This is a genomic window from Brevundimonas sp., assembly GCF_965279155.1.
Classification (GTDB): Bacteria; Pseudomonadota; Alphaproteobacteria; order Caulobacterales; family Caulobacteraceae; genus Brevundimonas.
The window spans coordinates 2666685-2689316 of the sequence record NZ_OZ257138.1 but is presented as its reverse complement, the minus strand read 5'-3'; the positions used below and the strand labels follow the sequence as shown (position 1 = coordinate 2689316).

Below are 22632 nucleotides of genomic sequence, written 5' to 3'. Positions count from 1 at the left end.
CTCAGCTGTGGGCGAAGATGTCGATCTCGTCCCAGCCGGCGAGGTCGAGCGCCGACCGCGTCGGCAGGAAGTCGAAACATTGGGCGGCCAGCTCGGCGCGTCCCTCGCGCGCCAGCATCATGTCCAGCTTGGCCTTGGCCGCGTGCAGATACAGGACGTCCGACGCCGCATAATCCAGCTGGGCCTGGGTCAGCGTCTCCGCCCCCCAATCCGACGACTGCTGGGCCTTGGACAGGTCCACGCCCACCGTCTCGCGCACCACGTCCTTCAGCCCGTGCCGGTCGGTATAGGTCCGCGCCAGTTTGGAGGCGATCTTGGTGCAATAGACCGGCCGCGTCTCGACGCCGAGGTGCAGCAGGAACATGCCGATGTCGAACCGGCCGAAATGGAAGATCTTGGTCACCGCCGGATCGGTCAGCACCCGCTTGAGGTTCGGACAGTCGTAGTCCGGCCGCTTCAACCGCACGACATGGGCGTTCCCGTCGCCGGACGACAGCTGCACCACGCACAGTGGATCACGTCGGAAGCGCAGGCCCATCGTCTCGGAATCGATGGCGACCTCGGACCCCAGGTCCAGGTCGTCGGGCAGGTCGCCCTCGTGCAGGTAAACAGTCATGCTCAAGCTCTTACACGGCGAACGCGGGAGACGGAACGCCCTACCGCATCGCAACGGCCACAGGCCAGAACGCGCGGCCCACATTCACGAAACGGCCGCAAGCAACAGAGCGCCGCGCGCGACGCGGTAGGCCAAAACAAAGAAAGCGCCGCACTGTTCGGTGCGACGCTTTCAATAATATGGTGCCCAGAAGAGGACTCGAACCTCCACGGCCGTTAAGCCACTGGCACCTGAAGCCAGCGCGTCTACCAATTCCGCCATCTGGGCCCCGTCGGCAGCGCCTTGCGGCGTTTCCATCGGGAAGGCGCGGACCTCTAAGGCAGCGAAACGACGGGGTCAACAGAGGTTTTTCGCCGCGTGTCGTTTTATTCCGCAAGCGGCGCTTCAAGCCTTGCCGCACGGCCTTTCGGACCCGCGTTCGGCGGCGACTTAACGTCCGCTAAGCCTGTTTTCTAACCCCGTCTTGAGAGCGGACCGCCTAGAAGCGCCCCATGGCGGACCCCTCCCTCAGCCCCCACACGCCCGAACGCCGCGCCAAGCCGCGCGCGCCGTTCCGCCAGCAACGTCGTGCTGGCGAGCGGGTGCAGATGCTGGGCCAGCCGGTCGATCTGGTGAAGCCGGAGGAGGTGCTGCACCATGTGCAGCAGGCGGTGCTTCAGGGCGCGAAAAGCCTGATCGCCAACCATAATCTGCACAGCCTGTATCTGATCCAGAAACGCCCCGAACTGGCTGACTTCTACGACCGGGCCGATCTGATCGAGGTCGATTCCACCCCCCTGCTGTGGTTCTCGCGCGCGCTGGGCCTGCACAGTCGGGGCTTTCACCGCTGCACCTATCTGGACTGGCGCGACCATTTCTGGAGCGTGGCGAACCGCAACGGCTGGCGCGTCATGTCCATCGGCGGCGCGCCCGGCGTCGGCGACGAGGCGGCCCGCAGGCTGAAGGCCCGCTATCCCGGCGCCGACATCGCCATACATCACGGCTTCTTCGACGCCCGCCCCGATTCGCCCGAGAACGCGGCGGTCCTGGCCCAGATCACCGCCTTCCAGCCGAACATCCTGTTCGTCGGCATGGGCATGCCGCGCCAGGAGCTTTGGATCGACGACAATTTCGACCGCCTGCCCGATTGCGTCATCCTGTCGGTCGGCGCCGCCTTCGACTATGAGGCGGGCGTCCAGAGCGCCGCCCCGCGCTGGATGGGTCGGGCCGGAATCGAATGGGCCTATCGCCTAGTTCACGACCCCAAACGGCTGTTCGTCCGCTACTGCGTCGAGCCCTGGACCCTGCTGCCCCTGGCCCTGCGCGACATCCGCGACGCCCGACGCCGCCAGTCTCCCCCCGCCTGATCACTTTATTCCTACTGGCCAGATAGATATTTATCGCCATGATCGGACCCCGCCCGCCGTGTGCTATCGACACGGACGGGAACCGGAACGGGGGCGCGAATGCCACAGCAGAATGGACCGCATGTCGCGATCGTGGGCGCGGGTTTCAGCGGCCTGCTGACCGCCGTCAATCTGCTGAAAGCCTCGCCCCATGTGCGGGTCACCCTGATCGAACGGCGCGGCGTCTTCGGCCCCGGCACCGCCTATGACACCGGCAATCCCGGCCATCTGCTGAACGTCCGCCTGGACAATATGAGCGCCTTTCCCGACCAACCGGGGCATCTCGCCGACTGGCTGGCGGAACAGCCGTCATGGCGCGCCCAGGACGGCTTCATCACCCGCGGCGTCTATGGCGAATATCTTCAATACCTGCTGGACGAGGCGCTGGACGACGCACCCGACCGGCTGAACCTCATCGGCGGCGAGGCCCGCTCCATCGATCGCCAGGACGACGGCTGGCGTATCGCTGCCAGCGACGGCGAAGTCACGGCCGATCAGGTCGTGCTGGCCCTGGGCAATCTGGAACCCGCCTCGCCCCCCGGCGTCGAGGCCGATGTTCGGAACTCTGCCGCCTATGTCGAGAACCCCTGGCGGTTCGACCCCCAGTCGGCCGGCGACGCGCGCAACGTCCTGCTGATCGGTTCGGGCCTGACGATGGTGGATGCGGCCCTGACGCTGCGCCGACCGGGACGACGGCTGACCGCCCTGTCGCGTCACGGCCTCCTGCCCCGCGCCCATGCCACCGTTCCGCCCGGCGCCTATGCCGGGACCTTTGCCGGCAGCCCCGCCCAGATCCTGAAACAGGTCCGCGCCGCCACGGCGCAGGCCGACTGGCGCGCCGTCTTCGATACGTTGCGCCATTCGGCCCGCGACATCTGGCGCAACTGGTCGCAAGTGGAGCGCAGCCGCTTCCTGCGGCACCTTCGCCCCCTGTGGGACGTGCATCGCCACCGCCTGTCGCCCGGCCCGGCGCGCGACATCCACTCCATGCTGGCAGGCGGCGAGCTGACCATCCTGGCGGGCAAGCTGACCGAGCTGAAAAACACCGATGTGATCGAGGTCTCCTGGCGTCCACGCGGGAAGAAACGCGCCATCAAGGAGCGGTTCGACCTAGTGGTGAACTGCACCGGGCCGCTGGGCGTGATCTCCAAAAGCACCGAACCGATGATCCGCGACATTCTGGACAAGGGTTACGGCCGCCCCGACCCCCTTGGTCTGGGCTTGCAGGTCGATGACGACGGCGGCCTGCTGGACGGCGCGGGCGCCCCGGCGCAGGGCCTGCACGCCATCGGCCCCCTGACGCGCGGCGCCTTCTGGGAAATGACCGCCGTGCCAGACCTGCGCGGACAGGCCCGCGATCTGGCCCAGCGCATACTGGCGAACCAACCCTAGACCCAAACAACCGACGCGTTTATCCTCCACACCTAGGTAATTGGAGGGAGCGCCGGCATGCGGCGAGGACTGCGCACCGGCATGATCGGCCTGGCCCTGGCGTTCGCCCTGGCCGGCTTCGCGCCCCAAACGGTCTCGGATTATCGCCTGGCCTCCGCCGACAAGGTGCGCATCGACGTCTTCGGCGAGGAGGCTCTGAGCGGCGACTTCGTCGTCAACGCCGAGGGCAAGGTCGCCCTGCCCCTGATCGGCGAAGTGCAGGCCGCCGGCCTGACGGTCGCCCAGCTTCAGGACGCCGTCACTCAGGCCCTGCGCCAGGGCTATCTGAACCAACCCCGCGTCACGGCTCAGGTCCTGACCTACCGTCCGATCTACATCCTGGGCGAGGTCAATCGGCCGGGCGAATACCCCTATGTCCCGGACCTGACGGTGCTGAACGCCGTGGCGACGGCCCAAGGCTTCACCTACCGCGCCAACACCCGCCGCATCTTCGTGCGCCGCGCAGGCTCGCAGACCGAAGAGCCTCAACCCCTGACCGCCGACACGCGTGTCTCGCCGGGCGACACCCTGCGGATCGGCGAGCGGTATTTCTGAACCCGACGCCTAAAGCCTCAGATCGGCATCGCCATGATTTCCTTATAGGCGGAAATCACCTGATCGCGCACCGAGATCACCGTCTCCAACGACGCCTCGGCCGAGCTGAGCGCGGTCACCACGTCGATCAGATTGCCCTGCCCCTGGACCGATTTCGTCATCTGGGTCTCGGCCGCGCGCGACTGCTGGGTCATGTCGGTCATGGCGTTCTTGACCAGGTCGGCGAAGCCGCCGTCGCCGGCGCCGGGCACTTGCGCCGCTGTCGGCATGGCGCCGCCCTGGACGGCGGCATAGGCCTTGGCGGCCATCATCGGGTTCATGGCCTAGACCTCAGCGTTTGATGATGTCGAGGGTGCGGCTGTCCATCGACCGCGCCGTCTCGATGACGTTCAGATTGGCCTCATAGGCGCGCTGCGCCTCGCGCATGTCCATGGCCTCGACCAGGGTGTCCACGTTCGGCCGCATCACATAGCCCTGGGCGTTCGCGGCCGGGTGCGACGGGTCGTAGTCCATCTTGAAGTCGCCCTGGTCGGGCCGGACCTCGGCTAAAGTCACCCCCGTCGCCCCATCGACTTCGCGCGCCTGGAAGACGGGGATCTGGCGGCGATAGGGCTCGCCGCCCGGGGTGCGGGCCGTGGACTGGGCGTTGGCGATGTTCTCGGCGATCACGCGCATCCGCGACTGCTGCGCCTTCAGGGCCGAGGCCGCCACGGCCATGGTGCTGTTCGAGGGCGCGATGGGATCAGGCATGTGTCAGTCCTTCTTCAGCCAACGGGCTCAGCCGCCGGGCCGCTTGGCGGCCATGCGGATCATGGACATGGATTTCTGGTAGAAGCCGATGGCGGCGTCATAGGCCATGCGGCTCTCGGCCATCTTCAGCATCTGCTCTTCGACCACGACCGAGTTACCGTCCAGCGTGGTTTCCGAATCGGGCGACTTGGTCGGATCGAACCTCACCGGCGAACCGGCGGGCGCGATGTGGGCGGCGTTGGTGCGCACCATCTGCAGCCCCCCGCCCGACCGCATGGCGGCGGCGAAGTCGGTCGGCTGCTTCAGGTCACGGCCGACGAAGCCGGGCGTATCGGCATTGGCGACGTTCTCGGCGATCACGCGCTGACGCTCGTCCAGCCAGCCCAGCCTGCCCTTGATCTGCCCCAGCAGCGGTATGTCGGCGACGCCCATGGCGATCTCCCGTGCGACGCGGATGCGCGCAATGGGCAGAAAATGCCGCCTGCATGGTTAATAACCTCTTATCTCAACGCCTCGTTAACCGTGGTGGTTAACATTCGCCGCCTAAGCGCCGACTGCGCGGGGCCTCAAAGCGTCATGAATTTCCTCGATCTCGTCCGGGCGGTCTTCGGCCTGGCCTTCACCCTCGGCCTGATCGGGATCGTGGCCTGGGCCGCGCGCCGCTATGCGCCCCAGCTGCTGGCCAAACTCAGCGCCGAACGCGGGGCCCGCCGGCTTCAGGTGGTCGAGACCCTGGTCCTGGATCCCGCCCGCCGCCTGGTCCTGGTCCGCGTCGATGACGAGGAACGGCTGATCCTGCTGGGCGAAGGCCGCGAACTGATCGAACCGCGCCAACAGGGGTCCGACAAATGAGCGGCCGCAAAAACCCTCTCCCTCCCCGCTCCGGGGAGGGTCGTCGCGCAGCGACGGGGTGGGGGCGGCCTGGCAAGGCCGCACTGCTGGATGCAGGACAGGTCAGCGGGGCGTCGCCCTGCCGCCCCCACCCGACCTCGCTCCGCTCGGCCACCCTCCCCCGCCGGGGGAGGGAGAGCATCTTCAACACCCCCACCGGCGCCGAGCTGAAACGCGCGGCCCTGCTGTCGCTGTTCACCACTCTGGTCTGCCTGGCCTGGCCCGTCGCGGCCCTGGCGCAACAGGCGGCCCAGAGCGGTTCGGCGCTCAACATCGACCTGGGCACCGGCGCCGGCCTGACCCAGCGGGTGGTCCAGCTGGTCGGTCTGATGACCGTGCTGTCGCTGGCCCCGTCCATCGTCATCATGACCACCAGCTTCGTGCGGATCATCGTGGTCCTGTCGCTGCTGCGCACGGCGCTCGGCCTTCAGCAGTCGCCGCCGAACGCGGTTCTGGTGTCCCTGGCCCTGTTCCTTTCCGCCATCGTCATGGCTCCGACCTGGCAGGACGCCTATGATTCGGGCATCCGCCCGCTGATGGATCAGCAGATCGAACTGCCCCAGGCCTTCGATCAGGCGTCGGAACCTGTGAAAACCTTCATGCTGGCCCAGGTGGACCGCGGGGACCTCGCCCTGTTCACCCGCCTCAGCAAGATCGAGCCGCCCCAGAACGTCCAGGACCTGCCCCTGCGCGTGGTCACCCCGGCCTTCATGATCAGCGAGCTGAAGAAGGCGTTCGAAATCGGATTTCTCCTTTTCGTTCCGTTCCTTGTGATCGATCTGGTGGTGGCCAGCGTGCTGATGTCCATGGGTATGATGATGCTGCCTCCGGTGGTGGTCTCCCTACCGTTCAAGTTGATCTTCTTCGTGCTGGTGGACGGCTGGCGACTGGTCGCCGGGAGCCTGGTCGAGAGCTTCCAGCGTGCGTCCGGTACCGGATAATCCCCCGCCCCATATGGCTTTCCGCGTCATAGGCGCTTGCAAAGCTAATCAAAATCCGTGTTGATCCCTCGGTCCTCGCCCTGAATCGGGCGACTAACACTGGAAACGCTTCTTATGACCACTCAAGCCGAACTGATCGCCGCCGTCGCCAAAGACGCCGGTGTCTCGCAGGCCGACGCCGGCAAGGTGCTGACCGCCATCGTCGAAAACATCCACTCGACCCTGAAGTCGGGCGGCGACATCCGCATCTCGAACCTGGGCGTCTTCGACACCGCCGCCCGCGCCGAGCGCGAAGGCCGCAACCCGGCCACCGGCGCGACCATCAAGATCGCCGCCTCCAAGGCCGTGCGCTTCCGCGTCTCCAAGCCCCTGAAGGACGCCGTCAACGGCTAAGCCTTAGATCCTTCCCCGCATCGCGGGGGAGGGGGACCGCCGTCAGGCGGTGGAGGGGGCGACCGCACCACCGGTGCTTGGGTCCGCCCCCTCCACCACTTCGTGGTCCCCCTCCCCCGTAAAGAACGGGGGAGGATCATTGGATGCAGGACGGGCGGGGGTCGCGACGCGATCTCCGCCCGTTTCAATTTTCAGGCGGCGGCTTTCGCCTCGGCTTCTTTTCTGAACGCCTGTTTGGCGCTGTTGACCCAGCCGACGAAGGTGTCCGCCTGGCTGGACAGGTTGGCGAAGTCGCCGGCCCCCGCCACGCCCGACAGATTGTCGTCCAGGGCCACGCGAAGCGCCGCGGCGGATCGCGCCCCGGCGACGAAGGGCGCATAGCGCGCGTTCAGCCTTTGCAGGGCCGCCCGGTCGCCGCTCAGCGAATAGCCGACGCCCGCCCGGATCAGCCAGCTTTCCTCGGCCGGCGTCAGCGCCCCCGCCGTCTTGTACCGCTCGCCCAGCCGCGCCTCATAGACCGGCGCCGCATCGGCCCATTTCTGCTGCTTCCAGAAGATGTCGGCCCGCACCTCGCGCGCCGGGTTCGACTGGTCGCGGTCCAGCACCTCCAGCGCATGGTCGAACCGGCCCAGGTCCATCAGGGCGCGGGCCTCCAGCGCCCGGCGCTCGCTGTTCATTGCATTGGGCAACAGGGTGGTGCGCGAGCCCCAGATGGCCTGCAACGCCTTCTCCGGCTGGCGATCCATCAGATAAACGGTGGCCAGGTTGGTGGCGACCTGGGCCTTGGCCACCCCGTCCAGCCGCTCGTCCACCTGGTGTTTCAGCAGTTCGGCGGCCTGATCCAGCAGGTCGACGTCGATCAGGCGGCGCGACAGGCGGCGCACCATCTCGTCCCCGTCGGCCCCGATGGGCGTCAGCTCGCGGAAATCATAGAACAGGGCCAGCGCCTGCACCGGCTGCAATCCGTCCGCCGCCCCTTCCAGGAACAGGGCGCGGAAGGCGTTGGACTGATCGGCCTGCACCTCGGCCGCGCCCGGCACGCCCGCCATCCGCTTGCCCGCCCCGCGCAGGGCGTCCAGCGCCTCGCGGTATCGTCCCTGTTGCAGATAGATGCCCGACAGCTTGCGCACGACCGCCATCTCGGTCGCATCCCCGCGCCAGCGCCATTTCAGCTGTTCCAGCTGCGCCGTCGCCTGATCCGGCGTGATCGCGCCCTTGTCCAGCTCCAGACTGATGGCGCCCAGTTTCGCCGGCGTGGCGATCCCGTCCAGCGGCGCGCGCGCCACGGCCTTGTACACCGCCAGCGCCCGGTCCTTGTCGCCGTTCAGGTCGAACATCCGCGCCTGCACCAGTCGCGCCGTCAATTGATCGACGGCCGGCGCATCCTGGCTGAACACATAGGCCAGCAACTGCTGGGCGGCGGGCAGGTCGTTCAACTGGATGGCCGCCATTGCGTGGGCCGCGCCGAACCGCGCGCGCCATTCCTTGGGGAAGCTGTCGATGACCGAGGCCCCGGCGGCGAAGTTGCGACGCGCCCCCTCCCAGTCGCCCATCTCCGAAGCGATATAGCCCAGCCAGACCTTGGTCGCCGGGTCGTTGATCAGGGCGGCGCCCGAGAAATCGACCTGGGCCTCTTCCAGCCGTCCGATGCCGACGCGCGCCACGCCGCGCAGCCCCCGCACCTCCGGCTCGCCCTGCAGATTGGGCGCCTTGGCGATCAGGGCGTTCAAAACCCCGATGGCCTCATAGTTCAGGCCCGACCCGACCAGGAACCGCGCCAGCGCCATCCGCGCCTCGATCGGCGCACGGGGATTGTCGCTCGCCGCGATCGTCTCCAGCCCCGCCGCGTCCTGCAGCCGGCGATAGCGATCCGAAAACCCCGCCTCGCCCGTCGTCGCCCAGGTCTCGTCGATCAGGGCAGGATGGGCCGCCCGCTTGGGCGCATCAGCCGCATGATCGCCGGTCTCCAGCCCCGCCGTCGGCGACGACAGCGCCAGCCCGTTGGGCCGGCTCAGCGTCACCAGATCGCCCGCCGCCTCGATCTTCAGGTCGTCGGCCCCGGTCTCGACCGCCAGGCCCTGGGCCGTCGGGATCAAGGTCAGATCGACCGTGCGGCGCCCCCCAGCATACCCCTTGCCGGGCGCCAGCGCCGTCACCGCCGCGAATCGATCCCCGACCAACGGATCGGTCAGCCAGATCGCCTTGGTCGCCCCGGCCATCTGCGCCACCAGCACCGGCGCGCCGTCGTCGGAACGATCCACTTCGACGCCCTCGACCGCCGACTGGACCCCGCCGAGGGTCACGGTCCAGGTTCCGCCCTGGCCCTGGGCCGAGACGCCCAGGCCGTCCGGCGCCGCGATCCGCATGGCGGTATAGCCCGGCCCCGCCGCCCAGTGCGCATCCTTGACCGGTCCCAGAGCCTTGGCCCCGGTCATGTCCATCCGCGCGGCCGTGTCGAACACGATCCAGACCGCGTCGCCCCGGCGGAAGACGGCGGCCCCCACGGGCGCGCCCCAGTCGAAGGTCAGGACGGTCTTCTGTTCGCTGGATTCGGCCCGCACCGGCACGACGGCCTTGGTCGTCTGCGGCGCGGCCGCGTCGCCGCCTTCCGGGGCCTTGTCGGGCGCATAGAGGTTCAGCCACACCGCCCCGTCCGCAACGCCGGAACGGGCGTCCGCCCCCTCCTCCAGCGTCAGGATCAGGTCCGTGCCGCCCGCCCGCGCCATCCGCGTCTCGACCGACTTCACCCCGGCGGGCGGATCGACCCTCAGGCGCGACACGTCGGGCGCGGCGGTCGTGCCCATCCGCACCACCACCTTGTCGCCCTCGCGGCTGACGCGCGAGCGCACCCCGATGACGCCGCCGAATTCGACGCGGGTGAAGGTGTCGTTCTGGCCGACGCTGATCGACAGCGGATCGCGCGACCGGCCGACCTCCTGGGCCAGCGGCGCCATGGGCGCGAACACGACGGCGCCCGCCGTGGCGGCGGCCACAGTCGTCTTCAGCATGCGCTTGGTCGGCGAGGCCCCGGACATATCTCCCGACCCATGCCCCACAAGGCCTTTAATCGCGGTTAACCGACGTTGACCGTAGTTCTACGGATGCGCCCCTTTCTTTCGTCGCCCGCTAGGACAACCGGTCCACGCGACAGGACCGCCTTCGGGGCGCATACAGTGGTCCCATGACCGACTATCCTCGCCTCAGCACCCTCAAGACCGGCTTGGCCTGTCGTTGCCCCCGTTGCGGCAAGGGTCCGCTGTTCAAGGGTTATCTGACGCTTCAGACCGACTGCCCCGAATGCGGCCTCAGCTACGCCTTCGCCGATCCGGCGGACGGCCCGGCCTTCTTCGTCATGTCGGCGGTGGGGATCATCGGCATGATCCTGCTGATGGTGTTCGACTTCACCGTCCACCCGCCGATCTGGGTCCATCTGGTCGTCACCCTGCCGATCCTGATCGCCATGTGCCTGGGCTGCCTGCGCCCCTTCAAGGCCTGGCTGGTCGCCGAACAATACATCCACAAGGCCGCCCCGCCCGAGTTCTCCTCGAACGGCAAGCACGGCCCCTTCTAGGGTTCGATCACCGTCAGTTCGGGCCAGCGCGCCCGCGCATTCTCGACGGTCCTCGCCCATCCCCTGGCCAGCGGCCGGTTCGGATTGGGCCGGATGGTCATCGCGAACACATCCTCCAGCCCGAAGGGCGCGGCGACGCTGATCGCATCGTCGGCTTCCAGCCGCACCCCGACCGCGAACGTCGGCGCCACGAACCGCCCCAGGGCTTCGTCCGTCGCCCCCAGCGCCTCATAGGGTTCGCCGAACCGATCCTGGAACCACAGATGCACCCGCGCCTGGTTGCGCACCTCGACCTGGCTGCGGAACGGCGCGTCGAAGGCGGCGGCGACGCGTTTGATGACGACGTCCTCGGCCGCGTAGGACAGGTCCGCCCCATCGAAATAGGCCAGGTCGTAATCCTTGACCCCATACCCCGCCGGCCGACCCGTCCGCGCGTTCCACACCGCCTGATAGACCGCCCCCGACACCAGCCGCCAATCCGGCAGGCCCAGCGCCCGCACCGTCGTCAGCACATGCATCAGCCCGGCGTCGGCGCGCACGAGGTCGGTTAGGCGAGATTCCAGCATCATGCTCACGACATACCTGGCTGGACGACTGGATTTTCCGACTCTGGGCTTCCAAGTCGATCCCACGCTTCTTCGTATATCGGCAACGCGTAAGACTTCGGTTGCAACCAATACGAGACCTTCCCGGCATCATTGATGCCCCTGTGGGCAAAGGCCTTCACTTCGTCTCTGGTCAGGACGTAACAGGTCGGCGAAGCCGTATTGGCGTTTATGGTGATAACCCACCAGTGAGATCGCAGCGTTTCGAGAGAGCAGCCTAACGGCACCGGCGCCCGCTTGGACAGAGCCTTTGACTGAACCGGCAAAAGCCGTGTTTCGTCCTCGCTCGCGGCATAGAGATCGGCTCCCCTCGCGTTGCGAACAGTCGGCATCACATGCCAGCCTCGGCGGGATAGTTCTCTAGCCACATGATATAAACCGGCGTTGCCAGTTAGCTGGTGCCGCACAACCTCGCCCCTACCCCCGCACCGGCCAGCCGTGGTCCAGCGGCCCGTGTCCGCCGCCCAGGCCCGGCGCGCGGCGGATCGCCTCGCCGACATAGGCCCAGGCCTCGGCGACCGCGACCTCCAGCGGCCGGCCCAGCGCCAGTCCGGCCGCACACGCACTCGCCAGGGTGCAGCCGGTGCCGTGGGTGTGGCGGGTGTCGATCCGTTCGGCCTCCAGCACCGTCTCGCCGTCGCCGGTCATCAGCAGGTCGATCACCGTCGGCCCCGACACATGGCCGCCCTTCATCAGCACCGCCCGCGCCCCCATGGCCAGCAGGGCCTCGCCCGCCCGCCTCTGGCCGTCCAGATCGTGGACGGAAAACCCGGTCAGGGCCTCGGCCTCGGGCGCATTGGGCGTCAGCAGGGCCGCGCGCGGGACCATCAGGCGCTTTACCGCCTCGACCGCCGCATCGGGCAACAGGGGGTGGCCGCCCTTGGCCACCATGACGGGATCGACCACAGCCGGCGCATCCGCCTCATCCAGCAGGGCGGCGACCGTCTCGACCACCTCGACCGAGCCCAGCATGCCGGTCTTGAAGGCGTCGGTCCCGATATCCTCCAGCACCGCCCGCGCCTGGGCCGCGATCAGATCCAGCGGCAACGGATAGACCCCGTGGACCCCCAGCGTGTTCTGCACCGTGATCGCCGTGATGGCGGTGGCGGCGAACCCGCCCATCATGGTCACGGCCTTGATGTCGGCCTGGATACCCGCGCCGCCGCCGCTGTCCGACCCGGCCAGGATCAAGACGCGTCCCATGTTTCTGGCGCTACCGCCGCCCGCGCGGCGGGCGTCTGCTTGAGCACTCATGCCGCCGCTCCCGAAAACAGTTTCAGCCCCACGATGCCCGCCACGATCAGCAGGATGCACACCGCCCGCACCGCCGTCGCCGGCTCGCCATAGACCAGGACGCCCACCACGGCCGCGCCCACCGCCCCGATGCCGGTCCAGACCGCATAGGCCGTGCCGATCGGCAGCTTCTGCGTGGCGACCCACAACAGGATCATGCTGCCCGCCAGCGCGACCAGCACCCCCAGCGAGGTCCACGGCCGGCTGACGCCCACGTTCTTGAGACCCGAGGCCCACAGGACCTCCAGCAGACCGGCGACGACCAGCGTCGCCCACGGATTGATCGACATCACCCAGGACATGACGACCAGATGGAACAGGCCGCCGTCATGAGCAAGCCGCGATCAACCGCCCAGCGGTCCCTTGAAGATGAAGAAGGCGCCCAGGCCGATGAAGGCGAACCCGACCAGATGGTTCACCGTCAGCTTCTCGCCCAGATACAGCACCGAGAAGCCGGCGAAGACCAGCAGGGTGATCACCTCCTGCATCGTCTTCAGCTCGGCCGGCGAATAGACTTGGATGCCGATCCGGTTGGCCGGCACCGCCAGCCAGTATTCGAAGAAGGCGATGCCCCAGCTGGCCATCACCAACAGCCACAGCGGCTTGTGCTCGAACTTCAGATGCCCGTACCAGGCGAAGGTCATGAAGACGTTCGACAGGGCCAGCATGACGATGGGGGCGATATAGGAACCGAGGTTCATGGCGGCAGACCGAGGTTGTTGCTGTCGTCGCCTCTACACCGGCTGCGACCGTCCGTCGCGGGGGTTCAACCCGCCGCCATCACCGCCGCCTGAACCTTCAGCGCCTGAACCGTCTCGCGCACGTCATGGACCCGCACCATCCGCGCCCCGCGCCGCACGCCTTCCAGCGCCAGCGCCAGCGACCCGCCCAGCCGGTCGGTCGCCTCGACCGCCGTGGGATCTATGGCCTGGATCGTGCGCTTGCGGCTGGCCGCGTACAGCACCGGAAAGCCCAGATCGACCAGCGCCCCCAGCCCCGCCGTCAGCGCCATATTGTGCGCCAGGGTCTTGCCGAACCCGATGCCCGGATCCAGCCAGATCCGCTCGCGCGCCACCCCCGCCACCATCGCCGCCTCGGCCCGCCCGCGCAAATAGTCCCGCACCTCCGCCACCACGTCGTCGTATCGCGGGTCCGCCTGCATCGTCCGCGGCTCGCCCTTCATGTGCATCAGCACCAGGTCGCACCCCAGCTCGGCCGCGACGGTCAGACTATCCAGCGCATGACCCAAGGCCGTCACGTCGTTCCACATCGTCGCCCCGGCCGCGACGGCGGCGCGCGCCACGGCCGGCTTCATCGTATCGACGCTGATCGCCCCGTCCCAGCGCGCGCGGATGCCGGCGATCACCGGCGCGACCCGGTCGATCTCCTCGGCCTCGCCCACAGGCTCCGCCCCCGGCCGCGTGCTCTCGCCGCCGATGTCCAGCACGTCCGCCCCCTCGGCGACCAGCCGCATCGCCCGATCCACAGCCGCGTCCGTCGAGGCCCACCGCCCCCCGTCCGAGAAGCTGTCGGGCGTAACGTTCACGATGCCCATCACCTGAACCGTCATGGCGTCCTCCCGATCAGTCCGCCCAACGCCTCCAGATAGGCGGCGAAGGCCTTGCGGCCGGCGGGGGTGATCGACACGCGGGTCAGGGGCTTGTTGTTCACGAAGCTCTTGGCCACGGCGACATAGCCCGCCTCCTCCAACTTCTTGATATGGACGGACAGATTGCCCTGCGTCGCCTCCAGCACCGTCTTCAGCTCGGTGAAGTCGGCGGCCTCGGCGTCGGCCAGATAGACCATGATCCCCAGCCGCATGCGGCCGTGGATGACCTCGTCGATCTTGCCGAGATCGTTCAGCCCCATGGATCAGCCGGCGTCCGCATCGACGGCGCGCGTCTGCAAGGCGGCGCGCGTCATGATCCAGCCCGGCCCGGCGAAGAGCAGGAACAGGGCGGCGGTGCAGACATAGAGGTAGATTTCGCCATGCCGCACCAGCAGACCCAGCGCCACCGCCGTGACCCAGCCGCCGATCGACGCCGCCAGCATCCAGGGCTTCTTCTTCAGGTTCCAGGCCACGAACCAGGCCGCCGACTGCAGGGCGAAGATCATGGCGGGATAATAGAGCCAGATGGCGAAGTCCCCGTCCCGCCGCGCGCCGAAGCCGAAGACGATGACGATGGCCAGATTGGCCATGCCCGCGCCGCTGAAGGCCGCATTCAGCGTCCGCGTCACGATCGGCCCTGCCGTGCCCGCCTTGCGGTCCTCGCGCACGGCCCACATCAGCACGATGAAGAAGACTACGGTGATCGCGACGATGAAGGCCAGGTTGGCCAGGTCGGGCCAGCGCACGACGCCCCACATCTGGCCGACGTGGAACAGGCACTGCAGCCCATACAGCAGGCCGCCTGCCAGATAGGCCACGCCCAGCGTCAGGGTCGCCTTGGGATTGTTTCCGCCCTGGACGATGGCCTTCAGGAAGGCCAGGTCGGCTTCGGGCGTGCTGCGAGACTTGTCGGACATCGGGTGATTCCTGTGCGACCGGCGCACGTTCTCGGATGAACGCCGCCGTCAGGGTTGGCAAGCTATTCGGCGGGGATCAGGGCGGGCGTCGGCGTCCTGCGCCACGGCACGCGCCGCCCGTTCAGCCACCGCCCCATGAAACTGTGGCGGATCAGCAGTTCATAGCTGGCGAAGGACACGGCCATCGCGCCCCCGACCACGACCACCAGCTTGACCGCCCACGGCAGGTTCCAGTCCTGCACCAGAACCTGCCCGACCATCACCAGCGGCAGGTGGACGATATAAACCCAGTAGGAGGCGTCGGCGACATAGCGGCGCGCCGCGCTGTGACCCGAGCAGAACCGCAGGGCCATCCCCATGGCCGCAAGGGCCGAGGCATAGGTCGCCACGCCGAACGCCGCCGCCGTCAGGGCCTTGGTCGCCGGATCGGTCATCGGCGTCAACACCGGGTTCGGCCCGCCCGCCAGCATCAGGGCCGCGACCCCGGCGGCGACCGCCAGCCCCAGATAGACCACCCACAGGCGCTTGATCCGATCCAGCAAATCACGCCGACGATCCAGCAGGGCGCCGAGCCCGAACGCCAGGCCGAACGCGACCAGGGCCGCCGGATTGGGAACCAGCCCCGCATCCGGCGTCGGCACGCCGAAGAAGGCGAGCCACTTCGGATGCAGCCACAGCGCCACGGCCAGGGGCGCGCCCAGAACGAACGGTCCCAAAGGCCCGATCAGGCCGCCTGTCGCCCGATCCACCGACCGGCCCCACGCCCCGTTGCGATCCAGCGCCTTGAACGGCGCGCGCAGGATCAGCATCCCGGCATAGAGGATCAGCAGCATCCACAGGAACCACAGGTGGGTCAGCGGCATGTTGGTCCAGTCATATTTGGGCGGCGGCGGCGCATCGGCGGCCGTCAGACCGTTCAGCGACGCGTTCCAGATCACCACGGCGATAATGGCGGCCAGGGCCACACCCCAGAAGACGCTCAGCGGCCCGGCGATGCGGATCATCCGGTTCCTGACGAAGCCCCAGACGCCCATCCGCCCCACCATCATGTGCGCGAACAGGCCCGCGATCACGAAGAAGGTCGTCATCCGAAACAGGTGGATGGCGAAGAACAGGCCGCTGGCCCAGGCCGACCTCTGGTCGTCCGCGACGATCCAGATCTGCGTCGGAAAGAACGAAAGGGCGCCATGCAGCACCACCCCCAGCAGCAGCGCCGCGCCCCTCAGCGCATCGAGCCCGTGCAGGCGCTCGGATTGGACAGTTTCGGATAACGACATGGCGACCCCTCCCACTATGGAAGCCGCCATATCTCATAGACTGGTCTGTTTTGCAAACTTGTTCGTCATGCCTACGCCGTCACCCTTGGGCTCGACCCGACGGCCGGGTCGTACGCCGCATTTCGTCAAAGGCGCCGCAGAGCCCGATCCGCACCCGATCCTCGGGTCGAGCCCGAGGATGACGGCTTAGAGAGGGCATCGCCCCAACGAAAAACCCGCCGGGAGATCGCTCTCCCGGCGGGTCCATCTTCAGACCTGAACCTCGGTTCAGTGAACCGTCGGCACGCTGGTCGCGGCGGGCGCAGCGACCGGAACCTCGATGTCAGTGCCGTCCGACACCGGCGTCACCGGCACAGAGACCGAAGGTCCGGCGTTGGGGAAGTTGTTCTCGTCGCGGTTCGGCGCGACGCCCTTCTCCAGCAGGTCCTTGATCTCCTCGCCCGACATCGTCTCGTATTCCAGCAGGGCCTGGGACAGCTTCTCGTGGTCCTCGGCCTTGGTGGTCAGGATGTGACGCGCGTCGTCCCAACCGGCGGACACCAGGCGACGAACCTCTTCGTCGATGGTGCGGGCCGTCTCTTCCGAAACGTTCTGGCTGCGCGCGACCGAGTGACCCAGGAAGACCTCTTCCTGGTTCTCGCCGTAGGCCACAGTGCCCAGCTTTTCGGAGAAGCCCCAGCGCGTGACCATGGCCCGCGCCAGCTTGGTCGCCTGTTCGATGTCCGACGAGGCGCCCGAGGTGATGTTCTCCTTGCCGAAGATCAGTTCCTCGGCGACGCGGCCGCCGGCCATGATGGCGATCCGGTCGATCATCTGCTGGTATTTCATCGAATAGCGGTCGCCTTCCGGCAACTGCATCACCATGCCCAGGGCGCGGCCGCGCGGGACGATGGTCGCCTTGTGCACCGGGTCGGCCATCTTGACGTTCATGGCGACGATGGCGTGACCGGCCTCGTGATAGGCGGTCAGGCGGCGTTCTTCCTCGTTCATCGCCATGGAGCGACGCTCGGCGCCCATCAGCACCTTGTCCTTGGCGTCTTCGAAGTCGCGCTGGGTGACCATGCGACGGTCCTTGCGGGCCGCCGTCAGCGCCGCCTCGTTGACCAGGTTGGCCAGGTCGGCGCCCGAGAAGCCGGGCGTGCCGCGCGCGATGGTCTTGGTGTTCACGTCGGCGGCCAGAGGCACGTCCTTCATGTGGACGCGCAGGATGCGTTCGCGACCCGAGACGTCGGGGTTCGGCACCACCACTTGGCGGTCGAAACGACCGGGACGCAGCAGGGCCGGGTCCAGCACGTCGGGACGGTTGGTGGCGGCGATCAGGATGATGTTCTCTGACGCCTCGAAGCCGTCCATCTCGACCAGAAGTTGGTTCAGCGTCTGTTCGCGCTCGTCGTTGCCGCCGCCCAGGCCGGCGCCGCGATGGCGACCCACGGCGTCGATCTCATCGATGAAGATGATGCAGGGCGCGTTCTTCTTGGCCTGTTCGAACATGTCGCGCACGCGGCTGGCGCCGACGCCCACGAACATCTCGACGAAGTCCGAGCCCGAGATCGAGAAGAAGGGCACGCCCGCCTCGCCTGCGACCGCACGGGCCAACAGCGTCTTGCCGGTGCCGGGAGGGCCCACCAGAAGCGCGCCCTTGGGGATCTTGCCGCCCAGGCGCTGGAACTTGCCCGGATCCTTCAGGAAGTCGACGACCTCCTGCAGTTCGTCCTTGGCTTCGTCCACGCCGGCGACGTCGTCAAAGGTCTTGCGACCCTTGTGCTCGGTCAGCAGCTTGGCCTTGGACTTGCCGAAGCCCATGGCGCCCTTCGCCCCGCCCTGCATCTGGCGCATGAAGAAGATCCACACCCCGATCAGCAGCGCGATCGGCAGGATGCCCAACAGCAGGCTCATCCAGATCGACTGGCCGCCCGACTTGGCGTCGATCTCGACGTTGGCCGCCAGCATCTGGGCCACCAGTTGCTCGTTGGGATAGACTGTCGTGGAGGTGAAGCGTTCGCCGCTCTTCAGTTCGCCGGTCACCTTGTCCAGGCGGATGGTGACCTGCTTCACGTCGCCGGCGTTCACCCGCTGCACCAATGTGGAATAGCTCATCACTTCGGGTTTGCCGCCGGCAGGCTGGCCCGCCACGCCGTTCATGGCGCCGCCCTGGGACAGGGCCGCATAGCCCGCCAGAAGCGCCAGGATGATCACGCCGGTGATCGCCAGATTACGCAGGTTCATTGAGGTCCTCGGTCGTCCGCGAACCCGGATGGGTCGACGGTCTGGATGTGTCTGTCTGGGAAAATAGGAGCTTAATCAGCGTTACGCTATCGGGTGGCGGAAATCAGGTCGTCTTCGTGCGTCGTTTCGTCCAGCGCCAGCCTGAGCCGTTCCGCGACAAGCGCGCGCCGTTCGACCCCTTCGCCTGCAAGAACCGGCGCCAGAGCCCCGTCCCTGATCAACACAGGCCAGGCCCCGCGCGTCGCCGCCGGCAGGCGATTGATCCAGGCCCTGTCGGCGTCCGACAGGCTCGCCAGCCGTCCCCGCGCCGCCACGACCGACCAGCCGGGGTGTTCGGCGCGAAAGGCGAACCGCCCGTCCCACACCGCCTCGACGCCGGGCCTCAACACCAGCGGCGCCGTCCCCCGCCTTCCCAGCTCGCCCGCCTCGCGCATGACCTGCACCGCGTCGCCAGCCGCCTCGATCCGGGCGCCGCACAGGGTCGCAGCGAAATCCTCGCCCGCCTTCAGCCGCGCCGTCAGCCCCTGCAACCGCCCCCCCCGCGGCGGCGTCGCCCCGCCGCCGAGGCAGACTAGGGCCGCCGCCAGCGCCCGCGCCCCGATGTCGCGGTCTGCCCTTGCCATAGCCTCGCCGTCCATCGCCGGACGTCCGCCCTCGCCGACCCGCAGCACATCGGGCACTTCTGGGATTTCCCCCGCCAGCACCTGCCGCGCCCGGCTGCGCCCGAACCTCGGATCGGCGTTGGCGGGATCCTCGATCCAGTCCGCCCCCTGCCCGGCCAGCCAGTCCCGCAACACCCCGCGCCGCTCGCCCAGCAGGGGCCTCAACAGCATCAACCCCCGCCCCTGTGGCCAGGCCGGCGACGGCGACCATTCGCGCACCCGCCCCAGTGTCGAGCCCTCCGCCCGCATCAGATCGGCCTCGGCGATGTCGTCGGCGGTGTGGGCGAACAGCACGACCCGCGCACCCGCCTCGCGCGCCGCCTCGGCGATCAGTCCATGCCGCGCCGCCCGCGCCGCCGACGTCAGCCCGGTCTTCGGCTTGTCCCCGTCCCAGCTCAGCCCGCGCCAGTCCGCCCCCGCAGTCCGCGCGGCCTCTCCAGCGAACGCAGTCCAGCCGCCGCTGTCGGGGTTCAGTCGATGATCCACGGTCAGGGCCAGCACCGACCGCCCGCGCGCGCGCGCCCAGTCGGTCGCCAGCCGCAACAGGGCGATGGAATCCCCGCCGCCCGACAGGGCCAGCGCCACCGGCCGCCCCGTATCCCGCGTCAATCGTGCATCCAGCCGCGCGAACGCCCGCGCCCTCAGATCATTGTCGGGCGTCAGGCGCACCCGCCCGTGGTCTTCAACTGCGCCGCCCGCGCCTTCTGCGGGTCCGAGGCGGCGGGCGCATAGCGGCGCGTGAACTCACCCAGGGCCGCACAGCCCTGCGGCTTCCTCTGCGTCGCGAACAGGGCGTCGGCCAGTTTCAGCGTCGTGTCCGCCGCCCAGCCGATACGCGGCCAGTCCTTCAGCGCGGCGGCGTAATAGGGCACCGCCCCCGCCTTGTCGTTGGCCGCGACCCTCAGGTCACCCAGACGCGAGTTCGCCTCGCGCGACTGCGGCGTGTCGGGCCAGGCCGCGATCACCGTCTCCAGCGCCCGCTCGCCGCGTGGCCGATCGCTGGACAACAGGGCCACAGCCGCCGCCAGATCCCGCGTCGCATCGCCGGTCGGCGAGGTCGCTTCGATCGGCGCATTAAGTTCGGCCGCCGCTTCCAGCTTCTGAAGACGCGCCTCGCTCTCGGTCAGCCGTGCGGTCAGGGCCTGGTTGTCGCGCGTGGCCTCGTCCAGCTGGAACGTCAGCCGCTCGTTGTCGCCGTTGATCCGGCGCACCGTGGCCTCCAGGTCGCCCAGCCGCCGATCCATCAGGGCGAACTGCCCCTGCAGGGTCACCACCTCGGGGTCCGGCTCGACCAGCACAGGCTGACCGGCGGCGTTTCTCTGGGTCAAAGCACGTTCCAGCCGGCGCACATTGCGGTCCAGCTGGTCCAGGCGGCGATTGTCCCACTCGGTCCGCTCCATGATGTTGGGCTGGGCCTGTTGCGCGACGGCGCCGCCGCCGATCAGGACTACCCCGAGGGCGGCGGCGGCGAGAAGGTGAACACGAGAGATCGAGAGCTTGGTCATACTTCTAGCTTTCACCGATTTGGGGCCGCCGCAAGGCCGAGCTAGTGCCCCAGGCCCAGATAGACGATGGCCGTGACGAACAGGCCCACAACGATGTTGCAGAACATCAGCAGCGCCGTCGTCCGCCACAGGGCCGAGAACCAGGACAGCGAATAGGCGCTCTTCATCTGGGCGAACATATGCACCGGCACCGCCAGCACCCCCAGGGTGATGACGATCTGACCCAGCCACCCCGCCAGCGTCGCCGACAACACCATCAGCATCAGCAGCATGGCCATGAAGGTCAGCGAATACAGGACATAGACCCCGTGATCGTACAGGGTGAACCCGCGCTTCCACAGGAACAGCAGGGCCACGAACGGGATCGACAGCGGCACCAGCAGGAAGGCGAACTTGTACATCGTCTGCTGCAACTTGTAGAGCGCCAGGTCCGGGTTCTGCAGCTTCTTCAGCACCGTAGCGCCGACGCCGTGACCGCCCTTTTCGGCGTCTTGGCCCATGACCCTCAACTTGGTCTCACCGCTATCGCCGGTCGCCATGTCCTTGATGCTGGCCTGCCAGCTTCCGGGCTTCAGCCCATCGGCGCGGCCGTCACGCTGTTCCGCCTCCAGCCGCGTCAGCGCCGCACGCCGATCCTGGACCAGTTTCTGACCCGCGCTCAGCGCCATCTGCGTCGCTGAATCCGGCCGGGCGCCGCTGTCCGCACGCACCTGGGCCAGGGCCGTTTCGGCCTCCGTCAGGTTTTGACGCTGGGCGGCGATCCGCTCGCTCATGTCCGCCCCCTCGCCGGTCCTGGATTCCGGGTGCGGCATGAAGCTGAGCGCGAAGAACATCACGAACAGGGTGAACAGGAAGATCGCCAGCGGCGAGACATAGCGCGACCGCTTGCCCTCGACCCATTCGCGCGTCAGCCGCCCGGGGTTCAGCCACAGCAGCGGCAGGGTGCGCCAGATGCGGGCGTCGAAATGCATGACTCCGTGCAGCAGCTCTTCGCCCAGATGCAGCAGGGTGCGGTGGACGTGGGTCGGCTGGCCGCAATTGGCGCAGAAGTTGCCGCTGGTCGGCGCCCCGCAGTCCGAACAGACGCCGTGGACGTGGGCCTCGCCCGCCTTGCCCGTCGGCTTCTCGATCGCGCCCGCGATCAGGCCGCCCGTGACGGCGCCGCCTGCCCCTTCGATGTCCATGTCTTGATCCCCCGATCCCTGTGGCGACGTTCTTGCCGCCCGCCCGGCGTCAGGACAAGCGCCGAAACGAAAAGAGGCGCCGCCCTTTCAGCCGACGCCCCTTCGCTCTGTCTTCTCAGCCGCTGTTTAGCGCGGCGCGCCCGACACGATGGCGGTGTGGGCGTTGCGGTTGCGGGCGAACGAATCCTCGCTCGACCCTTCGGCGATCGGCCGCTCCTTGCCGAAGCTGATGGTGTCGATCCGGCCCGCCGGAATGCCGCGGTTGATCAGATAGGTCCGCACCGATTCGGCGCGGCGGGCGCCCAGGGCCAGGTTGTATTCGCGCGTGCCGCGTTCGTCGGCGTTGCCTTCGATGCGGATCGTGACCTGCGGATAGCGTTGCAGCCACTGGGCCTGGGCGTCCAGGCGCGGCATGGCCTCGGGACGGACCTCATAGGAGTCCAGGTCGAAATAGATGCGGTCGCCGACGTTGACGACGAAGTCCTGTTCGGTGCCGGGCGCGGCCGAACCCATCTCGCCGCCGGTCACAGGGCCGGTCGGGGCGGTCGGATAGGCGGGGCCCGTCGGCTGCGTCGTGCCGTCGTTGGGACCGGGCACGCCGGTCTCGACGGGCGGCTTACGGGTGCAGGCGGCCATGGCGGCGACGGCGCAGCCCACCATCGCCAGCTTGAGAATGCGGGAAGTCTTCATGAGGTCGTCTCCTGACGGTGTTTCTTATGCGAGGCCGCAGCCCTCAAGCTTGGCGTTACTGTCTGCCTTGGGCGATTTTTCGGCGCCAGAGGCGATAACGCACAGTTCAGCTTTAAGGCTCCGATGTGATC

Annotated in this window: 25 protein-coding genes and 1 tRNA gene; 7 read left to right on the top strand and 19 right to left on the bottom strand. The window is 68.0% G+C overall.

What is annotated here, in order from left to right:
* Window position 1 precedes the first annotated feature (1 nt).
* Together ACQY72_RS12870 and ACQY72_RS12865 are read right to left on the bottom strand one after the other, a co-directional pair.
* Entirely contained in the window at window positions 2–616 is a 615-nt protein-coding gene (locus ACQY72_RS12870; RefSeq protein ID WP_428153999.1) for a ribonuclease D, read from the bottom strand.
* 180 nt (window positions 617–796) lie between these two features.
* Window positions 797–883 (bottom strand) — tRNA-Leu (locus ACQY72_RS12865).
* 224 nt (window positions 884–1107) lie between these two features.
* Between ACQY72_RS12865 and ACQY72_RS12860 the strand changes: the two genes are divergently transcribed.
* The 3 genes from ACQY72_RS12860 to ACQY72_RS12850 all read left to right on the top strand — a co-directional run bounded on the left by ACQY72_RS12860 (window position 1108) and on the right by ACQY72_RS12850 (window position 3987).
* Entirely contained in the window at window positions 1108–1962 is an 855-nt protein-coding gene (locus ACQY72_RS12860) for a WecB/TagA/CpsF family glycosyltransferase (RefSeq protein WP_428153998.1), read from the top strand.
* Between the two features lie 99 nt (window positions 1963–2061).
* Complete coding sequence (locus ACQY72_RS12855; protein WP_428153997.1) at window positions 2062–3393, top strand: FAD/NAD(P)-binding protein; 1332 nt, start codon at window positions 2062–2064, stop codon at window positions 3391–3393.
* 57 nt (window positions 3394–3450) lie between these two features.
* On the top strand, window positions 3451–3987 hold the full coding sequence (locus ACQY72_RS12850) for a polysaccharide biosynthesis/export family protein (RefSeq protein ID WP_428153996.1): 537 nt from the start codon (window positions 3451–3453) through the stop codon (window positions 3985–3987).
* A 17-nt stretch (window positions 3988–4004) separates the two neighbouring features.
* On the opposite strand, the gene fliE is transcribed toward ACQY72_RS12850, so the two are convergent.
* Genes fliE through flgB form a run of 3 tightly spaced genes read right to left on the bottom strand, consistent with a single transcriptional unit; the run spans window position 4005 to window position 5169 of the window.
* A complete protein-coding gene (gene fliE / locus ACQY72_RS12845) occupies window positions 4005–4307 on the bottom strand; it encodes a flagellar hook-basal body complex protein FliE (protein ID WP_428153995.1) in 303 nt (100 codons plus the stop codon).
* Window positions 4308–4317: 10 nt separating this feature from the next.
* Window positions 4318–4737 (bottom strand): flagellar basal body rod protein FlgC, encoded by a 420-nt coding sequence (flgC, locus tag ACQY72_RS12840; protein WP_197458415.1) that lies wholly within the window; start codon window positions 4735–4737, stop codon window positions 4318–4320.
* Window positions 4738–4764: 27 nt separating this feature from the next.
* Window positions 4765–5169: a flagellar basal body rod protein FlgB gene (gene flgB / locus ACQY72_RS12835; protein WP_135194750.1), complete on the bottom strand. Its 405-nt coding sequence runs from the start codon at window positions 5167–5169 to the stop codon at window positions 4765–4767.
* A gap of 144 nt (window positions 5170–5313) precedes the next feature.
* On the opposite strand from flgB, the gene ACQY72_RS12830 reads away from it, so the two are divergent.
* The 3 genes from ACQY72_RS12830 (at window position 5314) to ACQY72_RS12820 (ending at window position 6962) form a co-directional block, all read left to right on the top strand.
* Window positions 5314–5589: a FliO/MopB family protein gene (locus tag ACQY72_RS12830; protein WP_428153994.1), complete on the top strand. Its 276-nt coding sequence runs from the start codon at window positions 5314–5316 to the stop codon at window positions 5587–5589.
* Window positions 5586–6569 (top strand): flagellar type III secretion system pore protein FliP, encoded by a 984-nt coding sequence (fliP, locus tag ACQY72_RS12825; protein WP_428153992.1) that lies wholly within the window; start codon window positions 5586–5588, stop codon window positions 6567–6569. The genes ACQY72_RS12830 and fliP overlap by 4 nt, the downstream gene beginning before the upstream one ends.
* Before the next feature lie 114 nt (window positions 6570–6683).
* Window positions 6684–6962, top strand: a complete 279-nt coding sequence (locus ACQY72_RS12820) for an HU family DNA-binding protein (RefSeq protein ID WP_087120554.1) — start codon at window positions 6684–6686, stop codon at window positions 6960–6962.
* Window positions 6963–7153: 191 nt separating this feature from the next.
* Here ACQY72_RS12820 and ACQY72_RS12815 read toward each other — a convergent pair whose 3' ends face one another.
* Window positions 7154–9997 carry a tetratricopeptide repeat protein gene (locus ACQY72_RS12815; protein WP_428153991.1) on the bottom strand — a complete coding sequence of 948 codons (2844 nt, stop codon included), beginning with the start codon at window positions 9995–9997 and terminating at the stop codon, window positions 7154–7156.
* Window positions 9998–10143: 146 nt separating this feature from the next.
* Between ACQY72_RS12815 and ACQY72_RS12810 the strand changes: the two genes are divergently transcribed.
* Window positions 10144–10533: a DUF983 domain-containing protein gene (locus ACQY72_RS12810; protein ID WP_159846369.1), complete on the top strand. Its 390-nt coding sequence runs from the start codon at window positions 10144–10146 to the stop codon at window positions 10531–10533.
* On the opposite strand, the gene ACQY72_RS12805 is transcribed toward ACQY72_RS12810, so the two are convergent.
* From ACQY72_RS12805 to pal, 13 genes are all read right to left on the bottom strand, one after another.
* Window positions 10530–11102, bottom strand: a complete 573-nt coding sequence (locus tag ACQY72_RS12805) for a nucleotidyltransferase family protein (RefSeq protein ID WP_428153990.1) — start codon at window positions 11100–11102, stop codon at window positions 10530–10532. The genes ACQY72_RS12810 and ACQY72_RS12805 overlap by 4 nt on opposite strands.
* Before the next feature lie 453 nt (window positions 11103–11555).
* Window positions 11556–12392 (bottom strand): bifunctional hydroxymethylpyrimidine kinase/phosphomethylpyrimidine kinase, encoded by an 837-nt coding sequence (gene thiD / locus ACQY72_RS12800; RefSeq protein ID WP_428153989.1) that lies wholly within the window; start codon window positions 12390–12392, stop codon window positions 11556–11558.
* Entirely contained in the window at window positions 12389–12733 is a 345-nt protein-coding gene (locus ACQY72_RS12795; RefSeq protein WP_112861289.1) for a DMT family transporter, read from the bottom strand. Before ACQY72_RS12795 ends, thiD begins: the two co-directional genes overlap by 4 nt.
* 42 nt (window positions 12734–12775) lie before the next feature.
* Window positions 12776–13132, bottom strand: a complete 357-nt coding sequence (locus ACQY72_RS12790; protein ID WP_428153987.1) for a DMT family protein — start codon at window positions 13130–13132, stop codon at window positions 12776–12778.
* 65 nt (window positions 13133–13197) lie between these two features.
* Entirely contained in the window at window positions 13198–14001 is an 804-nt protein-coding gene (gene folP, locus ACQY72_RS12785) for a dihydropteroate synthase (protein ID WP_428153985.1), read from the bottom strand.
* On the bottom strand, window positions 13998–14300 hold the full coding sequence (locus ACQY72_RS12780) for a winged helix-turn-helix domain-containing protein (protein WP_135194741.1): 303 nt from the start codon (window positions 14298–14300) through the stop codon (window positions 13998–14000). The genes folP and ACQY72_RS12780 overlap by 4 nt, the downstream gene beginning before the upstream one ends.
* A gap of 3 nt (window positions 14301–14303) precedes the next feature.
* Window positions 14304–14957 (bottom strand): hypothetical protein, encoded by a 654-nt coding sequence (locus tag ACQY72_RS12775; RefSeq protein ID WP_428153984.1) that lies wholly within the window; start codon window positions 14955–14957, stop codon window positions 14304–14306.
* A 62-nt stretch (window positions 14958–15019) separates the two neighbouring features.
* Window positions 15020–16234, bottom strand: coding sequence for an acyltransferase family protein (locus ACQY72_RS12770; protein ID WP_428153983.1), 1215 nt, complete (start codon window positions 16232–16234; stop codon window positions 15020–15022).
* A gap of 267 nt (window positions 16235–16501) precedes the next feature.
* Window positions 16502–18460 carry an ATP-dependent zinc metalloprotease FtsH gene (ftsH, locus tag ACQY72_RS12765; RefSeq protein ID WP_428153982.1) on the bottom strand — a complete coding sequence of 653 codons (1959 nt, stop codon included), beginning with the start codon at window positions 18458–18460 and terminating at the stop codon, window positions 16502–16504.
* 86 nt (window positions 18461–18546) lie between these two features.
* The gene (gene tilS / locus ACQY72_RS12760) at window positions 18547–19791 is read right to left on the bottom strand and encodes a tRNA lysidine(34) synthetase TilS (RefSeq protein ID WP_428153981.1); all 1245 of its coding nucleotides are present in this window, start codon (window positions 19789–19791) and stop codon (window positions 18547–18549) included.
* Window positions 19782–20627, bottom strand: coding sequence for a tol-pal system protein (locus ACQY72_RS12755; RefSeq protein ID WP_428153979.1), 846 nt, complete (start codon window positions 20625–20627; stop codon window positions 19782–19784). The genes tilS and ACQY72_RS12755 overlap by 10 nt, the downstream gene beginning before the upstream one ends.
* Window positions 20628–20668: 41 nt before the next feature.
* Window positions 20669–21811 (bottom strand): DUF3667 domain-containing protein, encoded by a 1143-nt coding sequence (locus ACQY72_RS12750; protein WP_428153978.1) that lies wholly within the window; start codon window positions 21809–21811, stop codon window positions 20669–20671.
* A 126-nt stretch (window positions 21812–21937) separates the two neighbouring features.
* Entirely contained in the window at window positions 21938–22501 is a 564-nt protein-coding gene (gene pal / locus ACQY72_RS12745) for a peptidoglycan-associated lipoprotein Pal (RefSeq protein WP_409716593.1), read from the bottom strand.
* Window positions 22502–22632 lie beyond the last annotated feature (131 nt).

Excerpts from the sequence above, each read along its gene's own strand:
- ACQY72_RS12870 (WP_428153999.1), bottom strand. The coding sequence starts at position 616 with ATGACTGTTTACCTGCACGAGGGCGACCTGCCCGACGACCTGGACCTG.
- ACQY72_RS12770 (WP_428153983.1), bottom strand. The coding sequence starts at position 16,234 with ATGTCGTTATCCGAAACTGTCCAATCCGAGCGCCTGCACGGGCTCGAT.
- ACQY72_RS12790 (WP_428153987.1), bottom strand. The coding sequence starts at position 13,132 with ATGAACCTCGGTTCCTATATCGCCCCCATCGTCATGCTGGCCCTGTCG.
- ACQY72_RS12810 (WP_159846369.1), top strand. The coding sequence starts at position 10,144 with ATGACCGACTATCCTCGCCTCAGCACCCTCAAGACCGGCTTGGCCTGT.
- ACQY72_RS12820 (WP_087120554.1), top strand. The coding sequence starts at position 6,684 with ATGACCACTCAAGCCGAACTGATCGCCGCCGTCGCCAAAGACGCCGGT.
- ACQY72_RS12750 (WP_428153978.1), bottom strand. The coding sequence starts at position 21,811 with ATGGACATCGAAGGGGCAGGCGGCGCCGTCACGGGCGGCCTGATCGCG.
- flgB (WP_135194750.1), bottom strand. The coding sequence starts at position 5,169 with ATGGGCGTCGCCGACATACCGCTGCTGGGGCAGATCAAGGGCAGGCTG.
- ftsH (WP_428153982.1), bottom strand. The coding sequence starts at position 18,460 with ATGAACCTGCGTAATCTGGCGATCACCGGCGTGATCATCCTGGCGCTT.
- ACQY72_RS12755 (WP_428153979.1), bottom strand. The coding sequence starts at position 20,627 with ATGACCAAGCTCTCGATCTCTCGTGTTCACCTTCTCGCCGCCGCCGCC.
- pal (WP_409716593.1), bottom strand. The coding sequence starts at position 22,501 with ATGAAGACTTCCCGCATTCTCAAGCTGGCGATGGTGGGCTGCGCCGTC.
- ACQY72_RS12775 (WP_428153984.1), bottom strand. The coding sequence starts at position 14,957 with ATGTCCGACAAGTCTCGCAGCACGCCCGAAGCCGACCTGGCCTTCCTG.
- folP (WP_428153985.1), bottom strand. The coding sequence starts at position 14,001 with ATGACGGTTCAGGTGATGGGCATCGTGAACGTTACGCCCGACAGCTTC.
- ACQY72_RS12805 (WP_428153990.1), bottom strand. The coding sequence starts at position 11,102 with ATGATGCTGGAATCTCGCCTAACCGACCTCGTGCGCGCCGACGCCGGG.
- thiD (WP_428153989.1), bottom strand. The coding sequence starts at position 12,392 with ATGAGTGCTCAAGCAGACGCCCGCCGCGCGGGCGGCGGTAGCGCCAGA.
- ACQY72_RS12795 (WP_112861289.1), bottom strand. The coding sequence starts at position 12,733 with ATGTCCTGGGTGATGTCGATCAATCCGTGGGCGACGCTGGTCGTCGCC.
- fliE (WP_428153995.1), bottom strand. The coding sequence starts at position 4,307 with ATGAACCCGATGATGGCCGCCAAGGCCTATGCCGCCGTCCAGGGCGGC.
- ACQY72_RS12855 (WP_428153997.1), top strand. The coding sequence starts at position 2,062 with ATGCCACAGCAGAATGGACCGCATGTCGCGATCGTGGGCGCGGGTTTC.
- ACQY72_RS12815 (WP_428153991.1), bottom strand. The coding sequence starts at position 9,997 with ATGTCCGGGGCCTCGCCGACCAAGCGCATGCTGAAGACGACTGTGGCC.
- ACQY72_RS12780 (WP_135194741.1), bottom strand. The coding sequence starts at position 14,300 with ATGGGGCTGAACGATCTCGGCAAGATCGACGAGGTCATCCACGGCCGC.
- flgC (WP_197458415.1), bottom strand. The coding sequence starts at position 4,737 with ATGCCTGATCCCATCGCGCCCTCGAACAGCACCATGGCCGTGGCGGCC.
- ACQY72_RS12850 (WP_428153996.1), top strand. The coding sequence starts at position 3,451 with ATGCGGCGAGGACTGCGCACCGGCATGATCGGCCTGGCCCTGGCGTTC.
- ACQY72_RS12860 (WP_428153998.1), top strand. The coding sequence starts at position 1,108 with ATGGCGGACCCCTCCCTCAGCCCCCACACGCCCGAACGCCGCGCCAAG.
- ACQY72_RS12830 (WP_428153994.1), top strand. The coding sequence starts at position 5,314 with ATGAATTTCCTCGATCTCGTCCGGGCGGTCTTCGGCCTGGCCTTCACC.
- fliP (WP_428153992.1), top strand. The coding sequence starts at position 5,586 with ATGAGCGGCCGCAAAAACCCTCTCCCTCCCCGCTCCGGGGAGGGTCGT.